This window comes from Natranaerobius trueperi (assembly GCF_002216005.1).
In the GTDB taxonomy this organism is placed as follows: Bacteria; Bacillota; Natranaerobiia; order Natranaerobiales; family Natranaerobiaceae; genus Natranaerobius_A; species Natranaerobius_A trueperi.
Genome location: NZ_NIQC01000005.1, coordinates 91,198 through 111,348, shown reverse-complemented (window position 1 = coordinate 111,348; position 20,151 = coordinate 91,198). Strand labels below are relative to the sequence as shown.

At 32.4% G+C, this 20,151-nt stretch carries 22 protein-coding genes and 1 pseudogene; 11 read left to right on the top strand and 12 right to left on the bottom strand.

Annotated features, from left to right (window positions below):
• Positions 1-110: 110 nt before the first annotated feature.
• From CDO51_RS03915 to CDO51_RS13735, 4 genes are all read right to left on the bottom strand, one after another.
• The gene (locus CDO51_RS03915; RefSeq protein ID WP_089022994.1) at positions 111-392 is read right to left on the bottom strand and encodes a hypothetical protein; all 282 of its coding nucleotides are present in this window, start codon (positions 390-392) and stop codon (positions 111-113) included.
• Positions 393-400: 8 nt separating this feature from the next.
• On the bottom strand, positions 401-580 hold the full coding sequence (locus CDO51_RS03910; RefSeq protein ID WP_089022993.1) for a hypothetical protein: 180 nt from the start codon (positions 578-580) through the stop codon (positions 401-403).
• A 244-nt stretch (positions 581-824) separates the two neighbouring features.
• Positions 825-1,019 carry an FtsX-like permease family protein gene (locus tag CDO51_RS03905; protein ID WP_158212307.1) on the bottom strand — a complete coding sequence of 65 codons (195 nt, stop codon included), beginning with the start codon at positions 1,017-1,019 and terminating at the stop codon, positions 825-827.
• A gap of 98 nt (positions 1,020-1,117) precedes the next feature.
• Positions 1,118-1,294 carry a hypothetical protein gene (locus tag CDO51_RS13735; RefSeq protein WP_158212306.1) on the bottom strand — a complete coding sequence of 59 codons (177 nt, stop codon included), beginning with the start codon at positions 1,292-1,294 and terminating at the stop codon, positions 1,118-1,120.
• 43 nt (positions 1,295-1,337) lie between these two features.
• Here CDO51_RS13735 and CDO51_RS13730 point away from each other — a divergent pair, with 43 nt between their 5' ends.
• Entirely contained in the window at positions 1,338-1,493 is a 156-nt protein-coding gene (locus CDO51_RS13730; protein WP_158212305.1) for a hypothetical protein, read from the top strand.
• 172 nt (positions 1,494-1,665) lie between these two features.
• On the opposite strand, the gene CDO51_RS03900 is transcribed toward CDO51_RS13730, so the two are convergent.
• Positions 1,666-1,890, bottom strand: coding sequence for an ATP-binding cassette domain-containing protein (locus tag CDO51_RS03900; protein ID WP_089022991.1), 225 nt, complete (start codon positions 1,888-1,890; stop codon positions 1,666-1,668).
• Positions 1,891-2,039: 149 nt separating this feature from the next.
• Between CDO51_RS03900 and CDO51_RS03895 the strand changes: the two genes are divergently transcribed.
• A complete protein-coding gene (locus tag CDO51_RS03895; protein WP_089022990.1) occupies positions 2,040-2,609 on the top strand; it encodes a xanthine phosphoribosyltransferase in 570 nt (189 codons plus the stop codon).
• Positions 2,610-2,775: 166 nt separating this feature from the next.
• Here the strand turns inward: CDO51_RS03895 and CDO51_RS13725 are convergent, their stop codons facing one another.
• Positions 2,776-2,928: a hypothetical protein gene (locus tag CDO51_RS13725; protein ID WP_158212304.1), complete on the bottom strand. Its 153-nt coding sequence runs from the start codon at positions 2,926-2,928 to the stop codon at positions 2,776-2,778.
• Between the two features lie 126 nt (positions 2,929-3,054).
• On the opposite strand from CDO51_RS13725, the gene CDO51_RS03890 reads away from it, so the two are divergent.
• The 5 genes from CDO51_RS03890 to CDO51_RS03870 all read left to right on the top strand — a co-directional run bounded on the left by CDO51_RS03890 (position 3,055) and on the right by CDO51_RS03870 (position 7,891).
• On the top strand, positions 3,055-3,714 hold the full coding sequence (locus CDO51_RS03890) for a thiamine diphosphokinase (protein ID WP_158212303.1): 660 nt from the start codon (positions 3,055-3,057) through the stop codon (positions 3,712-3,714).
• A gap of 71 nt (positions 3,715-3,785) precedes the next feature.
• The gene (gene cuyB / locus CDO51_RS03885; RefSeq protein ID WP_158212302.1) at positions 3,786-4,523 is read left to right on the top strand and encodes a cysteate racemase; all 738 of its coding nucleotides are present in this window, start codon (positions 3,786-3,788) and stop codon (positions 4,521-4,523) included.
• A gap of 59 nt (positions 4,524-4,582) precedes the next feature.
• Positions 4,583-5,434 (top strand): aminotransferase class IV, encoded by an 852-nt coding sequence (locus CDO51_RS03880; protein ID WP_158212301.1) that lies wholly within the window; start codon positions 4,583-4,585, stop codon positions 5,432-5,434.
• Positions 5,435-5,466: 32 nt separating this feature from the next.
• On the top strand, positions 5,467-7,269 hold the full coding sequence (oadA, locus tag CDO51_RS03875; RefSeq protein WP_089022986.1) for a sodium-extruding oxaloacetate decarboxylase subunit alpha: 1,803 nt from the start codon (positions 5,467-5,469) through the stop codon (positions 7,267-7,269).
• Between the two features lie 127 nt (positions 7,270-7,396).
• The gene (locus tag CDO51_RS03870) at positions 7,397-7,891 is read left to right on the top strand and encodes a DUF2062 domain-containing protein (RefSeq protein ID WP_158212300.1); all 495 of its coding nucleotides are present in this window, start codon (positions 7,397-7,399) and stop codon (positions 7,889-7,891) included.
• 29 nt (positions 7,892-7,920) lie between these two features.
• On the opposite strand, the gene CDO51_RS03865 is transcribed toward CDO51_RS03870, so the two are convergent.
• Both CDO51_RS03865 and CDO51_RS03860 read right to left on the bottom strand, forming a co-directional pair.
• Positions 7,921-9,174 carry a BaiN/RdsA family NAD(P)/FAD-dependent oxidoreductase gene (locus CDO51_RS03865; protein ID WP_089022984.1) on the bottom strand — a complete coding sequence of 418 codons (1,254 nt, stop codon included), beginning with the start codon at positions 9,172-9,174 and terminating at the stop codon, positions 7,921-7,923.
• A gap of 296 nt (positions 9,175-9,470) precedes the next feature.
• Positions 9,471-10,391 (bottom strand): acetamidase/formamidase family protein, encoded by a 921-nt coding sequence (locus CDO51_RS03860; protein WP_089022983.1) that lies wholly within the window; start codon positions 10,389-10,391, stop codon positions 9,471-9,473.
• 141 nt (positions 10,392-10,532) lie between these two features.
• Here CDO51_RS03860 and CDO51_RS03855 point away from each other — a divergent pair, with 141 nt between their 5' ends.
• On the top strand, positions 10,533-10,733 hold the full coding sequence (locus CDO51_RS03855) for an FmdB family zinc ribbon protein (RefSeq protein WP_089022982.1): 201 nt from the start codon (positions 10,533-10,535) through the stop codon (positions 10,731-10,733).
• Between the two features lie 46 nt (positions 10,734-10,779).
• Here the strand turns inward: CDO51_RS03855 and cls are convergent, their stop codons facing one another.
• Positions 10,780-12,195 carry a cardiolipin synthase gene (gene cls, locus CDO51_RS03850; protein WP_205842098.1) on the bottom strand — a complete coding sequence of 472 codons (1,416 nt, stop codon included), beginning with the start codon at positions 12,193-12,195 and terminating at the stop codon, positions 10,780-10,782.
• A 113-nt stretch (positions 12,196-12,308) separates the two neighbouring features.
• Complete coding sequence (locus tag CDO51_RS03845) at positions 12,309-13,691, bottom strand: YfcC family protein (RefSeq protein WP_089022980.1); 1,383 nt, start codon at positions 13,689-13,691, stop codon at positions 12,309-12,311.
• 278 nt (positions 13,692-13,969) lie between these two features.
• Between CDO51_RS03845 and CDO51_RS03840 the strand changes: the two genes are divergently transcribed.
• Positions 13,970-15,166, top strand: coding sequence for an NAD(P)-dependent malic enzyme (locus CDO51_RS03840; RefSeq protein WP_089022979.1), 1,197 nt, complete (start codon positions 13,970-13,972; stop codon positions 15,164-15,166).
• Positions 15,167-15,188: 22 nt separating this feature from the next.
• On the opposite strand, the gene CDO51_RS03835 is transcribed toward CDO51_RS03840, so the two are convergent.
• On the bottom strand, positions 15,189-16,034 hold the full coding sequence (locus tag CDO51_RS03835) for a DegV family protein (RefSeq protein WP_089022978.1): 846 nt from the start codon (positions 16,032-16,034) through the stop codon (positions 15,189-15,191).
• A 170-nt stretch (positions 16,035-16,204) separates the two neighbouring features.
• Here CDO51_RS03835 and yfcE point away from each other — a divergent pair, with 170 nt between their 5' ends.
• Together yfcE and cshA are read left to right on the top strand one after the other, a co-directional pair.
• Positions 16,205-16,765 carry a phosphodiesterase gene (gene yfcE / locus CDO51_RS03830; RefSeq protein ID WP_089022977.1) on the top strand — a complete coding sequence of 187 codons (561 nt, stop codon included), beginning with the start codon at positions 16,205-16,207 and terminating at the stop codon, positions 16,763-16,765.
• A 432-nt stretch (positions 16,766-17,197) separates the two neighbouring features.
• A complete protein-coding gene (cshA, locus tag CDO51_RS03825) occupies positions 17,198-18,631 on the top strand; it encodes a degradosome RNA helicase CshA (RefSeq protein WP_089022976.1) in 1,434 nt (477 codons plus the stop codon).
• Between the two features lie 55 nt (positions 18,632-18,686).
• On the opposite strand, the pseudogene CDO51_RS03820 reads toward cshA, so the two are convergent.
• Positions 18,687-19,963, bottom strand: a pseudogene (locus CDO51_RS03820) (IS3 family transposase).
• Between the last annotated feature and the right edge of the window lie 188 nt (positions 19,964-20,151).

Genomic DNA, 20,151 nt, shown 5'->3' with positions numbered 1-20,151 from the left:
GATATGATGACATATCCAAAAGATACGAGGCATTGCACTCAAACCATTGAACCGCCAAGTACCGGACGGTATGCTTGGTGGTGTGAGAGGTCGGTAGATAAATTAATTATCTACCTCCTACTCGATTTCTTTTTAATATCACTCATATCATTTACTAATAATGTGAAATGGCTTTTTGCATGGCCATCTATATCTTCTAATTCTTCACTTACATACAACTTTCCAGTTACTTGTAGAGGTTCAAAGGTAAATCGCTTACTTTCGTTAGAAGGAAGCCAAACAACTACAACATCCATATGATCAATATTGTCATCGTCACAAAAAGGACAACTCTCACTAGGTTTATTTATTAAATAAAAATGATCTTCTCTATATGGGGAGATAGGTGACATGAAACCTTCTAATGTAATAGTTTTTTCGTCAATGTCAAAGGCCTTATAACACTAATCACTTTTGTATTACTATCAGTTTTAGTTAGATCATCTACAATATATTTGTCATATGATGTGGACTCTTTACATCCAACTATGAAAATCAAAAATAGACATATCACAGTAACTAGTTTTTTTGTTTTTAACATGAACTCCCCCCTTACTAGAGAAATTTAGTTGGTTCACTACGATATATTATCATACCGAATATTCCTCCTAATCCTAGACCACCGAGTAAGATAGTAGATAAAACTGTTAATTGCCCGGGGACTAATGTAAATGGTTGTATTAATACACCTGTTTTTTCGGTAATAATATCTGAAATTGCAAATATACCTAAATGGCCTAGTATAGAACCTAGAATAATACCTAGAAAAGTTATTGTTAGAGTGTCTAAATTACACTTAAAAAGACCGTCCTTCTTTTAGCACCAATAACCCTTAATAAAGCACTTTCTTTTTTCCTATCTAAAATGGATGAAGAGAGGGCAACTAAAATTGATAACCCTGATAGAATTAAAGTAATATAAGCCATTATCTGTAGTAATATAGTACCATCACCCATGATAGATACAAACTGTCGTAACACTTGTGGTATATGGAGTGCCTGTACATCAGATTGTGAATCGAACTCTTGTTGTATTTGAGATATTTCAACCGGATCTAATTCTTGTAATAATACTACTGTTACTTTCGAAAACCATTATAACTATCTCCCAAAGCTAACGGTACTACATTATTAATCCGATCATCTTGTTTTAGATCTTCATAAATGTCATAAGAGATATTACCAATAGGGTTTTCATAGTTAAAAATAGTACTTAATAACAGTTGAGAAGGACTTCCTTCTGGACTAACGACCATTGTAGTCCTTTCACTCTCTTTTTGTATACTATCATCGAAACTATTGAAAAGAAATAATATAGATACAACTAAACTTGTTCCTATTGCTACAGCAAAAATTGATAAAATAGTTAAAGCTCGTGCTACTGCTACTCTTTGTTGTTTACCTTTTGATAGTTCTTTTGGTTTATGGTATAACCTATGGAAGAGTTTTATTTGATCTAGTAACTTGTTTGCTTTATTTTTTCTATCTGTAATGTTTAATGAACTAGAAAAAGTTAAAGGTAATAATACATTTTCAAGACATTAATAGAAGGAACTAGATTGAAGTCTTGGAAAATATAACCGATATTATCACGTCTAAACTCATCTTTTTTAGATTCTTTCATTTTTTATATATTAGTTTTATTTATACTAACTTGTCCATTTTGAGGAGCAAAAAGGCCGGAAATTACATTTAATAAAGTGGTTTTTCCAGAACCACTTTGGGCTAATAATACTGCTTCAGAATGTCTAGTTAATTTAAATTCAGGTATATCTAGTACTTCTGTTTGGATTTTTTGTTTATTATAATTAACTTTAAGATCTGTTAACTTAACAATTGATTCATCAGTCATTTTACGCCTTTTAAGAGTAGCTATTATACATTGAATATTTTACATGGAATATTTTACATGAAAGTCTTATTGTAATCTATATGAAATTATTTGCTTCTTGTATTGAAAAAGTGCTAAAGTATAATAAATAATACTAAGGAGGTATCTAGATGCAGCAATTATTAGATCGTATGAAAAAAGATGGGATAATAATAGATGATAATATTTTAAAGGTTGATACTTTTTTAAATCATAAGGTAGATCCTAAACTAATGAAAAAGATAGGACAAGAATTTATAAATAGATTTAAGGATAGTTATATTACTAAAATACTTACAATTGAAAGCTCAGGGATAAGCCCTGCTTTATTTACAGCTTATGATCTAGATGTAGATATGGTTTTTGCAAGAAAGAAGAAGTCTCTCACAATGAGTGATGATGTATACCAAACAGAAGTTTTTTCATATACTAAAAAAGAAACTAATAATCTAATTGTGAGTAAAAATCTAATAAACTCTGATGACAATGTATTAGTTATAGATGATTTTCTAGCTAATGGTGAAGCTGCAAAAAGTTTAGCTAATATAATAGAACAAGCCGGTGCGAATTTAATAGGTTTTGGTATTGTGATAGAGAAAACATTTCAATCTGGAAGAGAAAAGTTGAATCATGAGGGATACAGAGTTGAATCTTTAGCAAGAATAAAATCAATTGAAAAAGGAAATGTCTACTTTTATTAGACATTTCCTTTTTTTATAGTTTGGTAGTTTTAGTTTTTCCACGCCATTAACTGGCTTTGGATAGCAGCAGCTGTAGCTAGTACTTTAGGTTAACGGATACTAAACTTCTGACAACCTTTATTCTGACTGTAATGGTTTAGTTATGGAATAATGAGACGGCTCTTTATTAGTCCCTTTTATCTTCATCCGAAAGTGCCATAAGATAAATATCTGTATTGTACTTATTGTTCATTTCATGTTCTAATTTTTTTAACCTGTTTAGGTCAGTAGATTCTAATTCAGCAAGTGGTAGTTTATCTAATTGATTTTTTTTACTCATCTGACACCTCCTTAAAAAGATGTTTAATATTAGTGTTTACTAAGAGACCATATATATTAAAATTTTAGAAATTTAGGGTTAAGTGTTATAATTTTAATTAGAAATATTTGAAAGTAGGTGAACAATGTGAGCAAATATAATCGAGTGGTTATTTTCGCTAATGGAGAGTATAATAACTTTGAATTTTATCGAAATAATATTAATGAGAATGATTACATAATTGCCGTAGATGGTGGCTCTAATTATACATATAGTATGGGGATTGTGCCTCATGTGATAGTAGGTGATTTAGACTCAATCAAAAAAGAAGTTTATGAAAATTATAAATATTCCAACACTCCTTTCGTAAAATTCCCGAGTGAAAAAGATAAGTCTGATTTAGAGTTAGCTATTATATATGCGATGAAACGTAATGTTCAAGAGATATTAGTTTATGGAGCATTAGGTAAAAGAGCTGATCATTTTTATGCTAATATTATGGTGATGTTAGAACCTTTGAATAAAGGAGTATCTATTTTTTTAGTTGATGAGCTACAGACAATTACTGTAATCTCAGATAAAGTTCTGATTACAGGAAAAATTGGAGATTATATTTCCCTTTTTCCAATAACACCAAAAGTAACAGGTATTTATACTAAAGGAGTAAAATATAGTTTAGAAGGGGACCCTTTATATATAGGATCCTCTTTAGGACTAAGTAATGAATTTGTTGATGATGAAGTGACTATTGAAATTAGTGATGGACTTTTATTAATTATAAAAACTAAAAATTCAGACAAAACATAACATATATTAGAAGGAACTTTATACTTCATGGTGAAAATAGTTAGTAAATGAAGTATTTTAGGAGGGTCTATATGGATGCTAAAACAGTGGGTGTGTTAGGTGGTTTAGGACCTAAAGCAACGGTTGATTTTATGGACAAGGTTATAGATAAAACCCCTAGTAGTAAAGACCAAGATCATGTACGAATGCTAGTAGATAACAATCCTAAGATTCCTGATAGAACAGAAGCAATTTTAAACGATTCACAAAGTCCATTATCATACTTAGAAGATATGGCTAAGGGTCTAGAAAATTATGGAGCAGATTTTTTGGTTATGCCTTGTAATACTGCACATTATTTTTATAATGATGTACAGAAAACGGTGAATATTCCATTTGTCAACATGTTGCAATGTACTGCACAATACATTAATGATGTGGTTGAGAGTCAGAATAGAAAAGTAGGTTTACTTGCAACCAATGGGACAATTAGAACAAAAATATATCAACAACAATTACAAGAATATAACTTAGAAGTTATTATACCAGAATCTTATCAGCATCAAGTGACAGAAGCGATCTATGCTGTTAAAAGTGGTGATATTTGTGATTCTAGCAGAAGGTTACTAGATGAACCTATTGGTTATTTAGAAGATGAAGGGGCAGAGGCCATCATCTTAGGTTGTACAGAATTACCTGTATTAGTTACAGACAAAAAAGCTGATAAAGCAATACTTGTAGACCCAACTGATATTTTAGCAGCCAAAACAGTTTCTTTTGCGTTAAATAAAGAAGAACAAAATAGACCTAATCATGGTAATATAAGCTGATTTTATCTTAAGCTTTTTTGTTTAGAAATATTATTCAAAACTTTCAGGAGGTGTTTTGTTTGTCACCTAAACCACTTGCTTATGTGAATGGTGAATTTGAAGACTTAGAGAACGCGAAAGTTGATGCTTTAGACCGTGGCTTTATTTATGGAGACGGTCTGTATGAAGTTGTAGCTATCTATGGAGGTAAGTTATATCAAATTGATGAACACTTAGAGCGTTATAAAAATGGTGCCGAAGAAATGTTATTTGAAAACTATCCTGCTCCTGAAGAGATTAAAAAGATCTCACATGAGTTATTAGAAAAGAGCGGAATAAAAGAAGGGATTATTTATTTAGAAGTTACTCGAGGAACAGCACCTAGAAAACATTCTTTTCCGGAACCACAGAAACCAAATCTATTTATGTTTGCAAAAGAAGCACCACGACCAGACGCCGAATTTAAAAACAATGGAATAAAAACGATATTAGTACCAGATGAACGCTGGAATAGATGTAATGTGAAAAGTATTAACCTATTACCAAATTGTTTTTATAAAGAAAAAGCCAATAGAGAAGGAGCCTATGAAGCAATTCAAGTGCATCGTTTAGGAGTAACTGAGGGGACTAGTACTAATGTCTTTGGTGTCAAAGATGGAGTTGTTTATACAGCCCCTACTGGACAAAGAATTCTACCTGGCATTACTCGTGATACAATTTTAAAACTAGCAGATAGAATAGGAATAAAAGTTGTTGAAAAGTTCTTATCTCCAGAAGAGCTTTATAATTGTGATGAAGTGTTTATTTCAAGTACCACTATAAAAATATTACCAGTAAAACAAATCGATCAAGTCACTTTCCCAGTTTCTGACTATAAGACTACTTTTGTGCTTCAAGAAGAACTTGAAAAGTATACTTTAGAAAATCGATAAGGTTAGGAACTTAATATAGGGGAGGTTTGTGAATGTCTGTAAAAATAACTGATACTACTTTAAGAGATGCACATCAATCATTATTTGCTACAAGAATGCAAACAAAAGATATGGAACCAATCTTAGAAACAATAGACCAAGTTGGTTTCCATTCCCTTGAAATGTGGGGAGGAGCTACTTTCGATTCTTGTATGAGATTTTTAGATGAAGATCCATGGGAAAGATTAAGGATAATCCGAAAAAAAATAAAGAATACAAAGTTACAGATGTTACTAAGAGGCCAAAATATATTGGGTTATAAAAATTATCCAGATGATGTGCTAGAAGAATTTATTAAACGGACAGTTGGAAACGGAATGGATATTATACGAATTTTTGATGCATTGAATGACATTAGAAATATGGAAAAAGCAATAGAATTTACTAAAAAAGAAGGCGGGCATGCTCAAGGTGCTTTGAGCTATACGATAAGTCCTGTACATGATGTATCAACTTTTGTTGACCTAGCTAAAAACTTAGTGGAAATAGGTTGTGATTCAATTTGTATAAAAGACATGGCAGGTCTACTTTCTCCATATAAGGGTTATGAGTTAGTTAAAAACCTTAAAAAAGAAATTGATGTGCCTATTCAACTACACAGTCACTCAACAAGTGGTATGGCGACAAGTACTTATTTAAAAACAATTGAAGCTGGGATAGACATTGTGGATACCACAGTATCTCCTTTTGCCTTAGGAACTTCACAGCCTCCTATTGAACCCATTTTGGCTATGCTAGCTGGTACAGAGAATAAACTTTCACTAGACGAAGATAATTTGAAAGAAACTACTGATTATTTTAAGAAAGTAAGAAAAGATCTTGAAAAGCACTCTAAAATGAATTTTACTGTAGATACAAATGTATTGAACTATCAAGTTCCAGGTGGTATGATCTCTAACCTAACTTCTCAATTATCTGAAGCTAACGCTTTAGATAAGTATGATGAAGCATTAGAAGAAATACCAAGAGTCAGAGAAGATCTAGGTTATCCACCGCTTGTCACACCTACCAGTCAAATAGTCGGAAGTCAGGCTGTGTTAAATGTATTGATGGGTGAAAGGTATAAAATGATATCTGAAGAAGTGAAAAATTATATTGCAGGATATTATGGAAGGCCTCCTCATGAAGTGAATTCAGAGTTAGAAGAATATATTCTAAAAGATAAAGAAAAAATTACTGAACGTCCTGCAAACTTATTAGACCCACAGTTAGAAAAAGCACGTGAAGATATTAAAGAATACATTGAAAAAGATGAAGATGTATTATCTTATTGTCTATTCCCTAATGTCGCTTTAGACTTCTTCAAAAAGAGAAAAGAAGGAAAGTTAAAAGATCCTTTAGAAACTGATAAAAAAAATAATAAAGTTAGTACACCAGGCCCTGCAGGCGATGTGTCAAGAAAAATGCGAGTTACAGTAGATGATGAAACTTTTGATGTTCACGTTGAAGATTTATCTGGTGATAAATCAAAAACTACTTCACATTCTACTACTCCAAAAAAACAAAAACCAAACCAAAATAAATCTCAAAAACAACAAAAATCACAAACAAAAGAAAAGAAAGGAGAACCTGAAACAACATCACAAGGGAACACAATCGATGCACCTATTGCAGGAAACGTACTAAAAGTACAGGTTGATAGTGGTGATACAGTAAACCAAGGAGATGTCGTAGTAATATTAGAAGCTATGAAAATGGAAAATGAAATCAAAGCTGAAGTATCGGGGACAGTTAAAGAGGTTAAGATATCAGAAGGCGGGACTGTAAATGCTGGTGATCCACTAATCGTATTATAGTAATAAATTAACCTGAGTCCGCTACAGGACTCAGGTTAATTATTAGAATGTGTGTGATTTACATTAGTAGTTTTATATGAGATAATAACCGTTGGTGATGTGTATGGTAAAGGATAAAATAATTAATATGAAGAAAAAAATAGAAGAAGTACTTAAACTAGAATCAACTCCTAAAAAAATTGCATTAGGTGCTGCAATTGCTGTATTCTGGAACTTCCTTCCGTCTTTAGGAGTGGGACCGTTCCTTTCAGCTTTTGCTGCAAGAGTACTAGGGGGAAGTATTGTTGCAGCAGTTACTATAAATTTAGGAACCGGTGTACTAATCCCGATTTTTTACACATTAAATATTATGATGGGTAGATTAATCATCGGTGAAAATGGCACTAACATTGAAGTGTCTGAACTTTTTAATAGAATGTTTGGTAATATTATAACTTATTTCGAAAATAGTATTGGTGAATCAGAAGTGCAATTTTTATTAGCTCAATTAGAAACGTTTTCCGTTGGATTTTTCGTTGGTGCAATGGTTAACTCTCTTATAGCAGCAGTATTTTTATATATTCTGTGTTATCATATTCTTATAAAGCGAAAAACAAAAAAATTGAAGCTTGAGAACTATTAAAAAAACTGCCAATATTTAAGGCAGTTTTTTTAATAAGCAGCATTTTCACCAGCTACCCAACCGGTAGAAAAGGCAGCTTGTAGATTAAACCCTCCGGTATACCCATCAATATCAATAATTTCTCCAGCTAAATAGAGATTTTTGATGATTTTTGATTCTAATGTTTGAGGTGAAATTTCTTTTGTTGAGACACCGCCAGCAGTTACAATGGCATCTTCAAAAGAGTGTGTACCAGTTACTGTAAGTTCAAAGCTTTTTAAAGTTGTGATTAATTGTTGTCTTTCTTTTCGCGTGATTTGGTTTACTTTTTTATCAGGATCTATATTGCTTTTAGATATTACAACTGGGATAAGTGATTTAGGTAGTAAGTCATCTAAAGAATTCTTGAAATCTTTGTTAGTAAATTTTTCAAAATCTCTTTGGATTCTCTGATCTAGCTTTTCATTATCAAGAGCAGGTTTGAAATCTATACTTAAATATAAGTTATCGTTATTTTTTGAGAAGTATTCAGTAGCGCTTCTACTGATAGATAAAATTATTGGACCTGATACACCGTTATGTGTAAAAAGCATTTCTCCGAACTCATCTTGAAGTAGTTTGCCATTCTTATTTTTCAGAGAGGCAGAAACATTTTTTAATGTTAATCCCTGAAGATCTTTAACGTATTTTTCTTTAATAAGTAAAGGTACAAGAGAAGGTTTTGGACTAATAATAGTATGCCCTAACTGTGATGCTAATTTATACCCATCCCCAGTAGAACCTGTAGCAGGATAAGATGCACCTCCGGTTGCAAGAATTATATTATCACTATAAAAGGCACCTTTATTAGTTTTAACACCTATTACTCTTGTTTCACTATTGTCTTTTTCGGTTAAAATTTGTGTTACTTTGATATTAGATTTTATTTTTACTTGTAAATTTTCCATAGATTTTAGTAAAGCTTTTTGTATCTCTTTTGCTTTATCACTTTCTGGAAAAACTCTATCACCGCGTTCTCTCTTCAATTTAATACCTAAAGACTCAAAAAAGTCCATTAAGTCGTAATTTGAAAAGCTATAAATTGGGCCATACAAAAAATAGCCATTTCCAGGAAAATTTTCAACTATTTCTTGCGGGTCTAAGGTGGTGGTTAAATTGCACCTGCCCTTTCCTGTGATCATTAATTTTTTCCCTAGGAAATCATTTTTCTCTAAAAGAATTACATTAGAACCTGATTTTCCAGCTCTAATGGCTGCTATCATTCCAGCAGGACCGCCTCCTACAACTAATGTCTTAGAACTCATTGAAATCTACCTCCATAGTACATTAAAGCCGTGAAAACGGCGTTTTGTTTTATTATTTATCTTTTTCTTTTATTGATACCTTTATGTCAAACTCGCCAATATTTGTGTTTATAGGTAAAACTAAAGCTTTATCTGTTGCGAGAGACAATGACTCACCTTTACTGATTACTATTTGTGGTGGTACTATATCAACTGTTTTAAGTTTTCTTCTTTTATCCTAACATTGTACCGTTCTTTCCAGATCATCTTAACCCTCCTCAATTAACAATTAAAAGTTGCTTTACTACAGTATCAAATTAACACATGTTTGTCCATTTATTTTCATAAATACCAATTCTATTAAGAATATTTAAAGGTATCTCTATTCTAATTGTCATTAAAGGATCAACCACTTGACAGATTTTAACCTGACCCACTAAACTTAGAAGACTTATTGCATCTTCTTTAGAAAGGGTACTAAACTTAGTCAAAAATTCTACTGTCTTAGAAGTACCGACAAAAACTGCTTCATCAAGTGTTTTTTCACTATGGATAACTATTAAGTTTTCTTTATTAGTTATCATCGGTAAAGGTAAACTAGAAGACATCTGAGAAATTTTTTCTATATCTAAAGTTACCTTTCCACTAACTTCTAACCCAGTCATAGACACCTCACCATCAGCCATTAAAGCATGTAGGTCTCCGAGTGCGAGTAGTCCACCTTTATGATTTACAGGTAAATAAACCGATGAGCCAGCTACAATTTCTTTACAGTCCATATTTCCACCATGTCCTTTTGGTGTTCCACAAGGTATATCTTCATTAGGTAGAGTCGTACCTATAACACCAATCATAGGTTTAATTGATAGCTTTAAATTATCAAACTCTGCCTTTTTATTATTTATAGGAATAATTTTGCTTGTTTCCTCTTTGATTTCATCACCTAGTACGCCAAAACCAGGAGAAGTTATCATAACACCAAAATCAGCTACTGAGATATCTTTTATATTGACTTTTAGGACATCTCCAGGAACAGCATCTTTGATGGCTATAGGTCCGGTAGCAGGATTTATTCTATCCCAGCCAATATTACTAAACTTATCGTCTGGTTTCTTTATTTGTTCTGTAAAACAATCGTACGTTTCAAATACTACTTCTTCCTTTGGATTTACTTCTAAAACAGGCGAGTTTTTCCCACTTAACTCATACAATACAGTATTTCTAGATACAAAATTCATTTAAATCCTCCTCACAAGAGTTTTTTTATTGTGTTCTTCACTTACCATTAAGAGTCCTTCACTATAGTCTTGCTTTCATTCTAAAAACTGGTTAAGATTTAATTAGATATTAGTATATAGATATCATAGGAGGTGGAATATATGCCTAATTATTATTTTAGGTGTCGTAGTTGTGATAATACATTTACTAAAAGAGTTTCGTATGAAAATAAAGGTCAGGTAACTTGTCCTAACTGTGAGGGTGAGACTAAACAAATTTTTACATCAGTTAAATTAGGTAATATAGGGGATATTCAAAGTTGTTGTGGTGGGGGATGTAGTGGTTCTAAAGGATGTTGTTAAGATAAAAAGTTTCGGGTAAGCCATAAATGGTTAACCCGAAACTTTTTTAAAGTATTGGTGATAATAATCTTGAGACAGATTCCTTAAATTTAGTTGAAATTCCACGTTTATTATAATCTTCTTCTGTAATCATAGATGAGTCGTCTAGATCTTTTAAAAATTGTTTTTGTAACTCACCAGCTATTTTATTATCATATAAGAAAGAATTAATTTCGAAATTTAGTTTAAAACTTCGAACATCCATATTTGCAGTTCCAACTGATGCTATTTGTCCATCTATAATTATTAGCTTACTATGCAAAAATCCTTTTTTATAAACATAACCCTCTGCGCCATACTCAAGCATTAATCCAAGATATGATCTATTAGCCCAAAACACAAAAGGATGGTCAGGTTTATCGGGTATAACAATCTTTATATCCACACCAGAACTTGCTGCTATTTGTAAAGCTTCTAGAATGCTTTCATCTGGTATGAAATACGGGCTCTGTAGATAGATTGATTTTTCTGCTGAATAAATCATTTTAAGAAAAAATGCTTTAATTTCTTCTGATGAAGAGTCAGGACCACTGGTTACAATTTGCATTCCAGTATTACCACGTTTTTTAATAGTTGGATAATATTCCGGAGAATACAATATATTTTCATTAGTAGCAAAGTTCCAATCTAAAAGAAATCGTTCTTGTAAGGATTTAGTAGCTTCTCCGACAACCTTTAGATGAGTGTCTCTCCAAAATCCAAACTTATCAGAAAGTCCTAAATATTCTAGTCCTACATTAGCACCTCCGACAAAACCAATCTTACCGTCAATTACTACAATCTTTCGGTGATTTCTATAGTTGATATCTAGAAATGAGGGATAAAATCTTGCAATTTTACCACCTGAAACTTTGAGTTCATCAAAGAAATCATCAGGGAGCTTTCTACATCCAACACTATCATATAATACTCGCACTTCTACGCCTTCACGAGCTTTTTTTGCTAACGATTTGACCAAAGCTTTACCTAAACTATCATCTCGAATTATGTAATAGCATATATGAATATGGTGGTTAGCAAGACGAATTTGTTTAAATAAGTTACGAAACTTTTCCTCTCCACAGTGGTAAAGTTCAATATCATTATTTTTTGAATAGAGTATCCGTTCATTATTTGAGTTTAATTGAATTATATTTTTTTGTTCTGTTTGGCTAATTTTCTCTCTTTGACAATTTAGATCTTCTTTAATTATATTTTGTTTATGTTTTTTATCTTTGGCTGTTTTTCTGTTAAAGATACGTCTTTTTTTTGGTGTCAATCCAAAAAATAAATATAAGATAAAGCCAAGAAAAGGAAGAGTAATTAAGATAAGTAACCATGCCCAAGTAGCAGTAGGGTTTCGTCTTTCTGAAAAAATTAATGTGATTACAAAAATTATGTTTAAGATAGGTATAGCTGATAAAATTATTGTTATTACATTCAAGTAAACACCCCCCGCAAAATATTTGTTAATTATATCATAACAAATATTTTGAAGTAGTAGTAGATAATTCATAAAAAAACCGACCTAATGTAAGGTCGGTTAATATAGAACTATTAAAATGGGCCGAAGTCAATTAATGTAGCTATAGTTACTGCAGATATACCAATCACTGTCCAAATACCTAATAAAGGTAATACCCACTTGAAATAACGTTCGAATGGAATGTTAGCCATAGCTAAACTGGCCATTAAGGTTCCACCAGTTGGAGTAATGAGATTGGTGAATCCGTCTCCATAATGGTATGCTAAAACAGCCGTTTGTCTAGATACATCCGCTAGATCAGCAATAGGTGTCATTATAGGCATAGTTGTTGCTGCTTGGCCACTTCCTGAAGGAATAAAGATATTCAAAATCCATTGAAAAGCAAACATACCATTAGCAGCTAATACTCGGGGCATTGTTTCTAGGGTAACTCCTGCAGAATAAATTATAGTGTCAATAATTTGGCCATCTTCCATTACAACTAAAATTCCTCTTGCTACACCAACAACTAAAGCTCCTAAAGTTAATTCACGAGCACCATCTACGAATTTGTTGGCTACACCATTCATCCCAAGTGAACCTACTAAACCAGCTATTATTCCTGTTGCTAAGAAGATTGAAGATATTTCATTAATATACCATCCATGCTGAAAGACACCAAAGATCATCGTGGAAAAACCAATAATAACAGTAATAAGAACAGCACCATGTGTTTTATTAAAATCAGGTATATTAGAACTATCCATAGTTTCTAAACTTTGTTGTTCAAGATCATGAACATAACTTTGTGTTGGATCTTCTTTAACCTTTTTAGCATATCTATTAACATACCAAATAGATGCTATTAAAAGTAATAGGTACACAACTATTCTGAATAACAATCCTGAAAACATTGGAAGTTCTGCAATTCCTTGTGCAACCCCAATAGTAAATGGATTCATTAACCCGGCTGCAAAGCCCACACGGGCACCAACTGAGACGATAGCTAATCCAACCATTGCATCATAACCTAATTGTCTACATAGTAAAACTGCTATTGGAATAAATGGGATAGTTTCTTCTGCTAATCCAAAAGTACCTCCACCAATAGAGAAAATTAAAATTAATGCTGGGAACAAAAGTTTTTCTCTACCTTGAAACTTATTAACAGCAAGACCTAATCCAGCATCAATTGCCCCAGTTCCTCTAATAATTCCAAAAGCTCCACCAACTACGAAAATAAAGAAAACAATATCTGCAGATTCAACCAAGCCTAATTGTACTGCTTCAAATACATCCATAATCCCGGAGGGATTAGAATCTACAAATTCAAAAGAATCTGCGTCTACTAAGGTACGTCCTGTTTCTTCATCTTCAAAACGCTCATATGTTCCGGCAGGTACTACATAAGTTAATAATGCAGCAAAAATAATAACTAAAAATAGTAAAGCATATACATGTGGTACTCTTTTCATTTTTTACACTCCTTTGTTATTATATAAAATTAATTTCTTGTTAGGTTATTAAAGCTAACTCATATTGAACAATTCTTATAATAAACTAAAGCCGAATTTTTGTCAACAAACACTTCGAATTACTGCCTGAATTTTAGCGTATTGAAAAATTCACGATTGCTGAGTTTTATTTCATAGACTAAAAATTGTCATGACTTTCAATAAAGAAAATTTGTCTATTGTCAAGATTAATGTTAATCTTTATAGTACATGGAAAAAATTAAGAAGGAGTGTAACCATTGAACTTTAAAGAACAAGCACTAAAAGCTCACAAAGAAAATTCTGGTAAGATTGAGGTAAACAGTAAAGTTTCTGTAAAAAACAATGAAGACCTTGCACTTGCGTATACCCCTGGAGTTGCAGAAGCCTGTAAAGAAATAAATAAAGATAAAGAAAATTCATGGGAGTATACATCAAGAAATAATTTAGTAGCTGTAGTGACAGATGGGTCTGCTGTTTTGGGATTAGGTGACATAGGTCCTGAAGCATCTATGCCTGTAATGGAAGGAAAAGCAGTTTTATTTAAAGAATTTGCAGGAGTGGATGGATTTCCTATTTGTTTAGAAACAAATGATGTAGATGATATTGTAAAGACTGTTAAATTAATGGCACCTACATGGGGAGGCATTAATTTAGAAGATATTAGTGCTCCACGATGTTTTGAAATAGAAAGACGATTAAAAGAAGAGACTGATTTACCTATATTCCATGATGATCAACATGGAACTGCAGTTGTGGCTGCTGCTGGTGTTTTAAATGCATTAAAGACTGTTAATAAAAAGTTAGAAGATATAAAAGTAGTTGTTAATGGCGCAGGTGCTAGTGGAGTAGCAATAGCAAAATTATTCTTAGATTTACAAGTAAACGATGTAATTATATGTGATTCTAGAGGAGTAATTTATAAAGATAGACAAGATGGGATGAATTGGGTAAAAGAAGAGTTGGTTGAAATAACAAATAAACAAAATATAACTGGTGATTTATCTGATGCCCTTCAAGGAAGTGATGTTTTTTTAGGGGTTTCTAAACCAGAGACAATTAATAAAGAGATGGTTTCTTTAATGAACGAAGATCCGATAGTTTTTGCTATGGCAAATCCTATTCCTGAAATATATCCAGATGAAGCTAAGCTAGGAGGGGCTAAAGTTGTCGGTACCGGTAGAAGTGATTTTCCGAACCAAATAAATAATGTACTGGCTTTTCCTGGTATCTTTAGAGGAGCGTTAGATGTACAAGCAACAGATATTAATGAAAAAATGAAAATAGCAGCTGCTTATGCTATTGCTGAAATTATCAATGAAAAAGACCTAAATTCAGATTATGTTATACCAGATCCATTTAACAAAGTAGTGGCAAAACAAGTAGCAAAAGAAGTAGCGAAAGCGGCAGTTGAATCAGGAATTAATAGAAAACCTATACCTGAAACATATAAATAAAATCCCCAAATGGGGATTTTATTTATTCTTCATATAAGATTGCAGCTCCCACGGTTCCGGGACCTGTATGTACACCGACTACTGGACCTATAGTGGAATAAATCTCTGCTTTAATTCCTATTCTCTCTTCTAACATTTCTTTTAACTGTTTAGCAGCTTTAGAACCCTTTCCGTGTGCTACTGCAAGTTTAATAGGTGTCTTTTCTTTAGCAAAATTTTCGAAACTAGTAACGATTTTTGAAAGAGCTGATTGTTGTCTTCTCGCTTTTCCAAAAGGAAAGAACTTTCCTTCTTTTACTGTAACTATTGGTTTGATATCTAATAATGAACCCATTAAATTTGATACTTTATTTATTCTACCACCTTTATATAAATATTCTAGAGTATCTAAGGTGAAAAGTAATTCAATATTGTCTTTGATATTACTTAAAAAATCTACTATTTCATTTGTGTTCCAACCTTCTTGTATCTTTTTACTCGCTTCAATTACTTGAAGCCCTATCCCTAAACTAATAGATTCTGAATCAAAAACTGTCACCTTGTCTTCGAAATTTTTGCTTGATTGAAAAGCAGCATTAATAGTGCCACTTAAGCCAGATGAAAGATGAATAGAAAGAACTTCATCATGGTCTTTTAAAAGCTTACTATATAAATCATCAAAGTCCTTAGGTGAAGGCTGCGAAGATTTAGGGAATATATCTGAACTATTTAGTAAATCATAAAAGTTCTCAGAAGTAATATCTATTCCTTCTTGATACTCAACATCTCCATGAATAACAGATAAAGGAATAATATGGATGTTATACTTTTCTTGTAATTCTATTGGAATATCTGCTGTACTATCGGTTACTAGTGCAGTTTTATTCATAGCTTACCCTCCTTATATATATATATATTTCACTCAAACTGCAGTTTTCTAAAAGTTCTGATGATATTATACAATAAAATATCGTAAGACTGCAAAAATTTAGAAGGTAAAGTCCCTTTGGTGATAGAAGATTAAAATATATTGAATATCATAGTAGGAGGTGTAAAAAAATGAAAATAGGATTGATTAGTGATACGCATGGTAGTTCAATAGCTTTTGAAAAAGCTGAAGCTATACTTAAAAATTGTGATGTGATATTGCATGGAGGTGATATTTTATACCACGGTCCGAGAAATCCACTTCCTGATGGTTATGATCCACAAAAATTGTCTCATATACTTAATAACTTAGAACAACCAATATATATGGTTCAGGGTAATTGTGATTCAAAAGTTGATCAAATGGTTTTAAATAAACCAATTTTATCACCTTTTTTTCATACTAATTTAGATAATCTTAATATTTTGTTATTACATGGAGAAGATTATAATGAGATCGACTTAGTTCAGCTCGCGAAAGACTATAACGTAAAATGTGTTATTACTGGTCATACACATATACCAGTGATAAAAGAGGTTGAAGGAATATTATTAATAAACCCAGGATCCCCTTCAATCCCAAAAACCGAAGATAAAGTACCGACAATAGGTTTGATAGATACTGAAGAAAATAAAGTCCAAATTATTTCTAATGATGATAAAACAATAAAAAAAGTATATCATTTGTATTAGTGTAAAAATACTGTAGGATTTTTTGGTTAGCAGGAAAGAAGGGTAATAACAACACAATTGCGTGTTGCTCCTAGTAAATCAGAGCTAGTATGTAGCTACTATAGTGTTGTATTAAAGCCACAGAAGAAGTTAACTGGTTAAAAAAAGAATTGAATCATGATAATGTACGGAAAGAACAACTTGACTAGAACGGATACCAAAGGCTTGAACAACATTAGGTTATTTGAGGGGGGGTTGAGTTTTCTCTTTTAAGCTACAGTGGGTTGACACGGTCATCAATTGTAAAAAACTTGTGAAATCTTGGATTGTGTGTTAATATTATTGAGATGCAGAGCTTTACTTACAGTGGGCTTTGTAAGTAAAACTCTGCCTTTTTGTGTATACTATGTGTATACTAATTATAAAGAAATGTATGAAAGGGGCAACAAAGCAATGACGAAGTTTAATGATTTAGGCCTTAGTCAATCTGTTATTAAGGCAACTTCAAATATGGGATTTGAAGAAACAACACCGATTCAGGAGCATACTATACCTCTTGTGATGAAGGGACAAGATATAATAGGTCAAGCACAAACTGGTACTGGAAAAACTGCTGCATTTGGCATACCGCTTGTTGAAAAGATTACAGAAGAGAAAAGTAAACAAACTAAAGGGTTAGTTGTAACACCTACTCGTGAACTTGCAATTCAGGTCGCCGAGGAAATCAATAATTTAGGACAATTTAAGGGGATTCGCTCTTTACCTGTATATGGAGGCCAGAGTATTGATCGACAAATTAAGGCCCTTAAAAAAAGACCCCAAATAATCGTGGGGACTCCAGGGCGTCTAATGGATCATATGAGAAGAAAAACCATTAGATTAGAAGAACTAGAAATGGTAACATTAGACGAAGCTGACGAAATGTTAAATATGGGTTTTATTGAAGATATCGAAACTATATTAGCATCTACTCCAGAAACTAGACAAACTTTAATGTTTTCTGCTACTATGCCAGATCGTATTAAGAGATTAGCAGAAAAATTTATGAAAAGTCCAGAAGTTGTTAGAACAAAAACAAAGGATCTTACAGTTCCAAGTATAGATCAAAGCTATATAGAAGTTCAGGAAAGGGACAAATTCAATGTTTTTTGTCGTTTGGTAGATATACAGTCTCCTGAAAAATCAATCGTCTTTGGTAGAACCAAAAGAAGAGTTGATGAATTAAGTAAAGCATTAAACACTCGAGGTTACTCAGCTGATGGTATTCATGGAGATATGTCTCAAGCAAAACGAGATAGCGTTATTAGAAATTTCCGTAAAGGAAATACTGAAATGTTAGTTGCAACTGATGTAGCTTCTAGAGGTTTAGATGTTACTGGTGTAACTCATATCTATAATTTTGATATACCTCAAGATACAGATAGCTATGTACACCGAATTGGTCGAACTGGAAGAGCAGGTGAATCAGGAGAAGCAGTTACAATGATAACTCCTAGAGAGCAGGGCCAATTGAATTTAATTGAGAGAGTAATTAAAAGAAAAATACCTAAAAAACCTACACCAACCATGGGAGAAGTTCTAGAAGGGAAACAACAAAAAGCAATACAAAAACTTTTAAGTTCAGTTAACCATAAAGAAACACTACAACATCAAAAATTAGCAGAAGAGCTGCTTACAGAAAATGACTCAATCAGTCTTGTTGCAGGTGCATTAAGGTTACTTACTGAAGAAGCAGAAGATACAGATGTGAAATTAACTGAAGAAGCTCCTGTAGTTAAAGGTAAACCAAAACGTAAAAAGACAAACAAAAATAATAGACCTGGTAAAAAGTTTTCTAATAAAGGTAACTATTCTAAACAAAGTGGTGGAAGAGGAAAGAAGAAATAAAAGATTCCGAGGACAAATGAAGTGTACCCGTTGTAAAGGACAATTTTAAAAAGGCCTAGGCTGATATCAGAAGATGATCTCTGTATTGAACAGGGGTCATCTTTTTTAGATTCCATTGTATCGATAGTTATTGTAATAGCTCATATATTGCTTTATTTCTTGTTTTAAGTCTTTTAAAGTTGTACATGTCTTAATACTGGCTTCATCTTTAAGATGTCCGAAGAATGATTCTTGCGGAGCATTGTCCCAACAATTTCCTTTCCTAGACATAGATTGGTGTAGTTTAAGTTTCTTTACCGCTTTTTGAAACTCTGGATGAGTATAATGAACTCCTTGATCCGAATGAATCAAGGCATCCTCTGCTTTCTTAAAGTAAGTATTCTTTTTTAGTTTTTTAAGGGTGTCTGTGGCTGAATCAATAGTTAGCCGATCGGCTAATACCTCACCTGTAGAACCATTCTTTATAGTTGATAAATAAGCTTTTTTTCCTTTGTTGTAATACAAATAAGTAATATCCGTTAGAAGAACCTTCCCTGGAACTCCTTGTTTGAATTCACGTTTTAAAAGATTAGGTACCACTCTATGTTCCTTTGTAGCTTTCATTATTCGTTTATATGGATTTGCTTTACTAATAGGACAAGTAATACCGTGTTTTTTCATAATGCGCCTAATTCGTTTTAAATTATAGACAACATTAAATTGTCCCGCGAGACATCTTAATTTGACGTGCACTTTTTTACGGCGTTTAAAATGAAAAGCTTTTAGGATAATCTATTTGACTTTGGCATTTCTTCTCTTTTTCTCTCTTTCGTTGTTGTGATTTTTCAGAGAAGTAATTATAATAACCAGATCGAGAAACACCAGATAAATTACATAAATAGCTTAGCATGTTCTGTAGTTTATATTTTTCTATAATCGAACGAATGAGTACAAATTTTTGATCAGGAGATAGGATTACCGGTCCTTCTTTTGCCCCCTTTCTGACCATCGCATCTTTTTTAGGAGTTCATTTTCTGCCTTTAGTAAGTTGTTTTTTTGGGCTTCTAATTTTGCATTTTTCTCCTCTAACGTTAGTTCTCTTTCGCGAGGCTTTCCTGAATCTTGTATCTCTTAGTCCAGCTTTTTCGATAAGCTGCACGCCATCTTTCACTTGCAGATTTAATCCTTTTAATCCCTATAATATCTACATTAAAGCCACATTCTTCAAATATTTCTCTTGGAAGCTTTCTTTTTTCATTTTCAGTAATAAAAATATGTTTAAGATTCTTCTGTATAGGTGATCCCTTTTGAACTAACTGATTTAACATAATGATTTTCAGAGAGTACTTTAATCTCTTTCTCAGTAAAATAGTTTTTTACTCATTTCGAATTCTCCCTCTCATTTTTTATTAATTATACAAAAAAGTACCCTAATAGGTAGACTTTTTTTCGTGTCTACTCAACAGGGTACATTTTAAAATCCTCGGAATCTTTTATTTCTAATTTATTTTGTTTTGCATAATTATAATAGGAGTATAAAT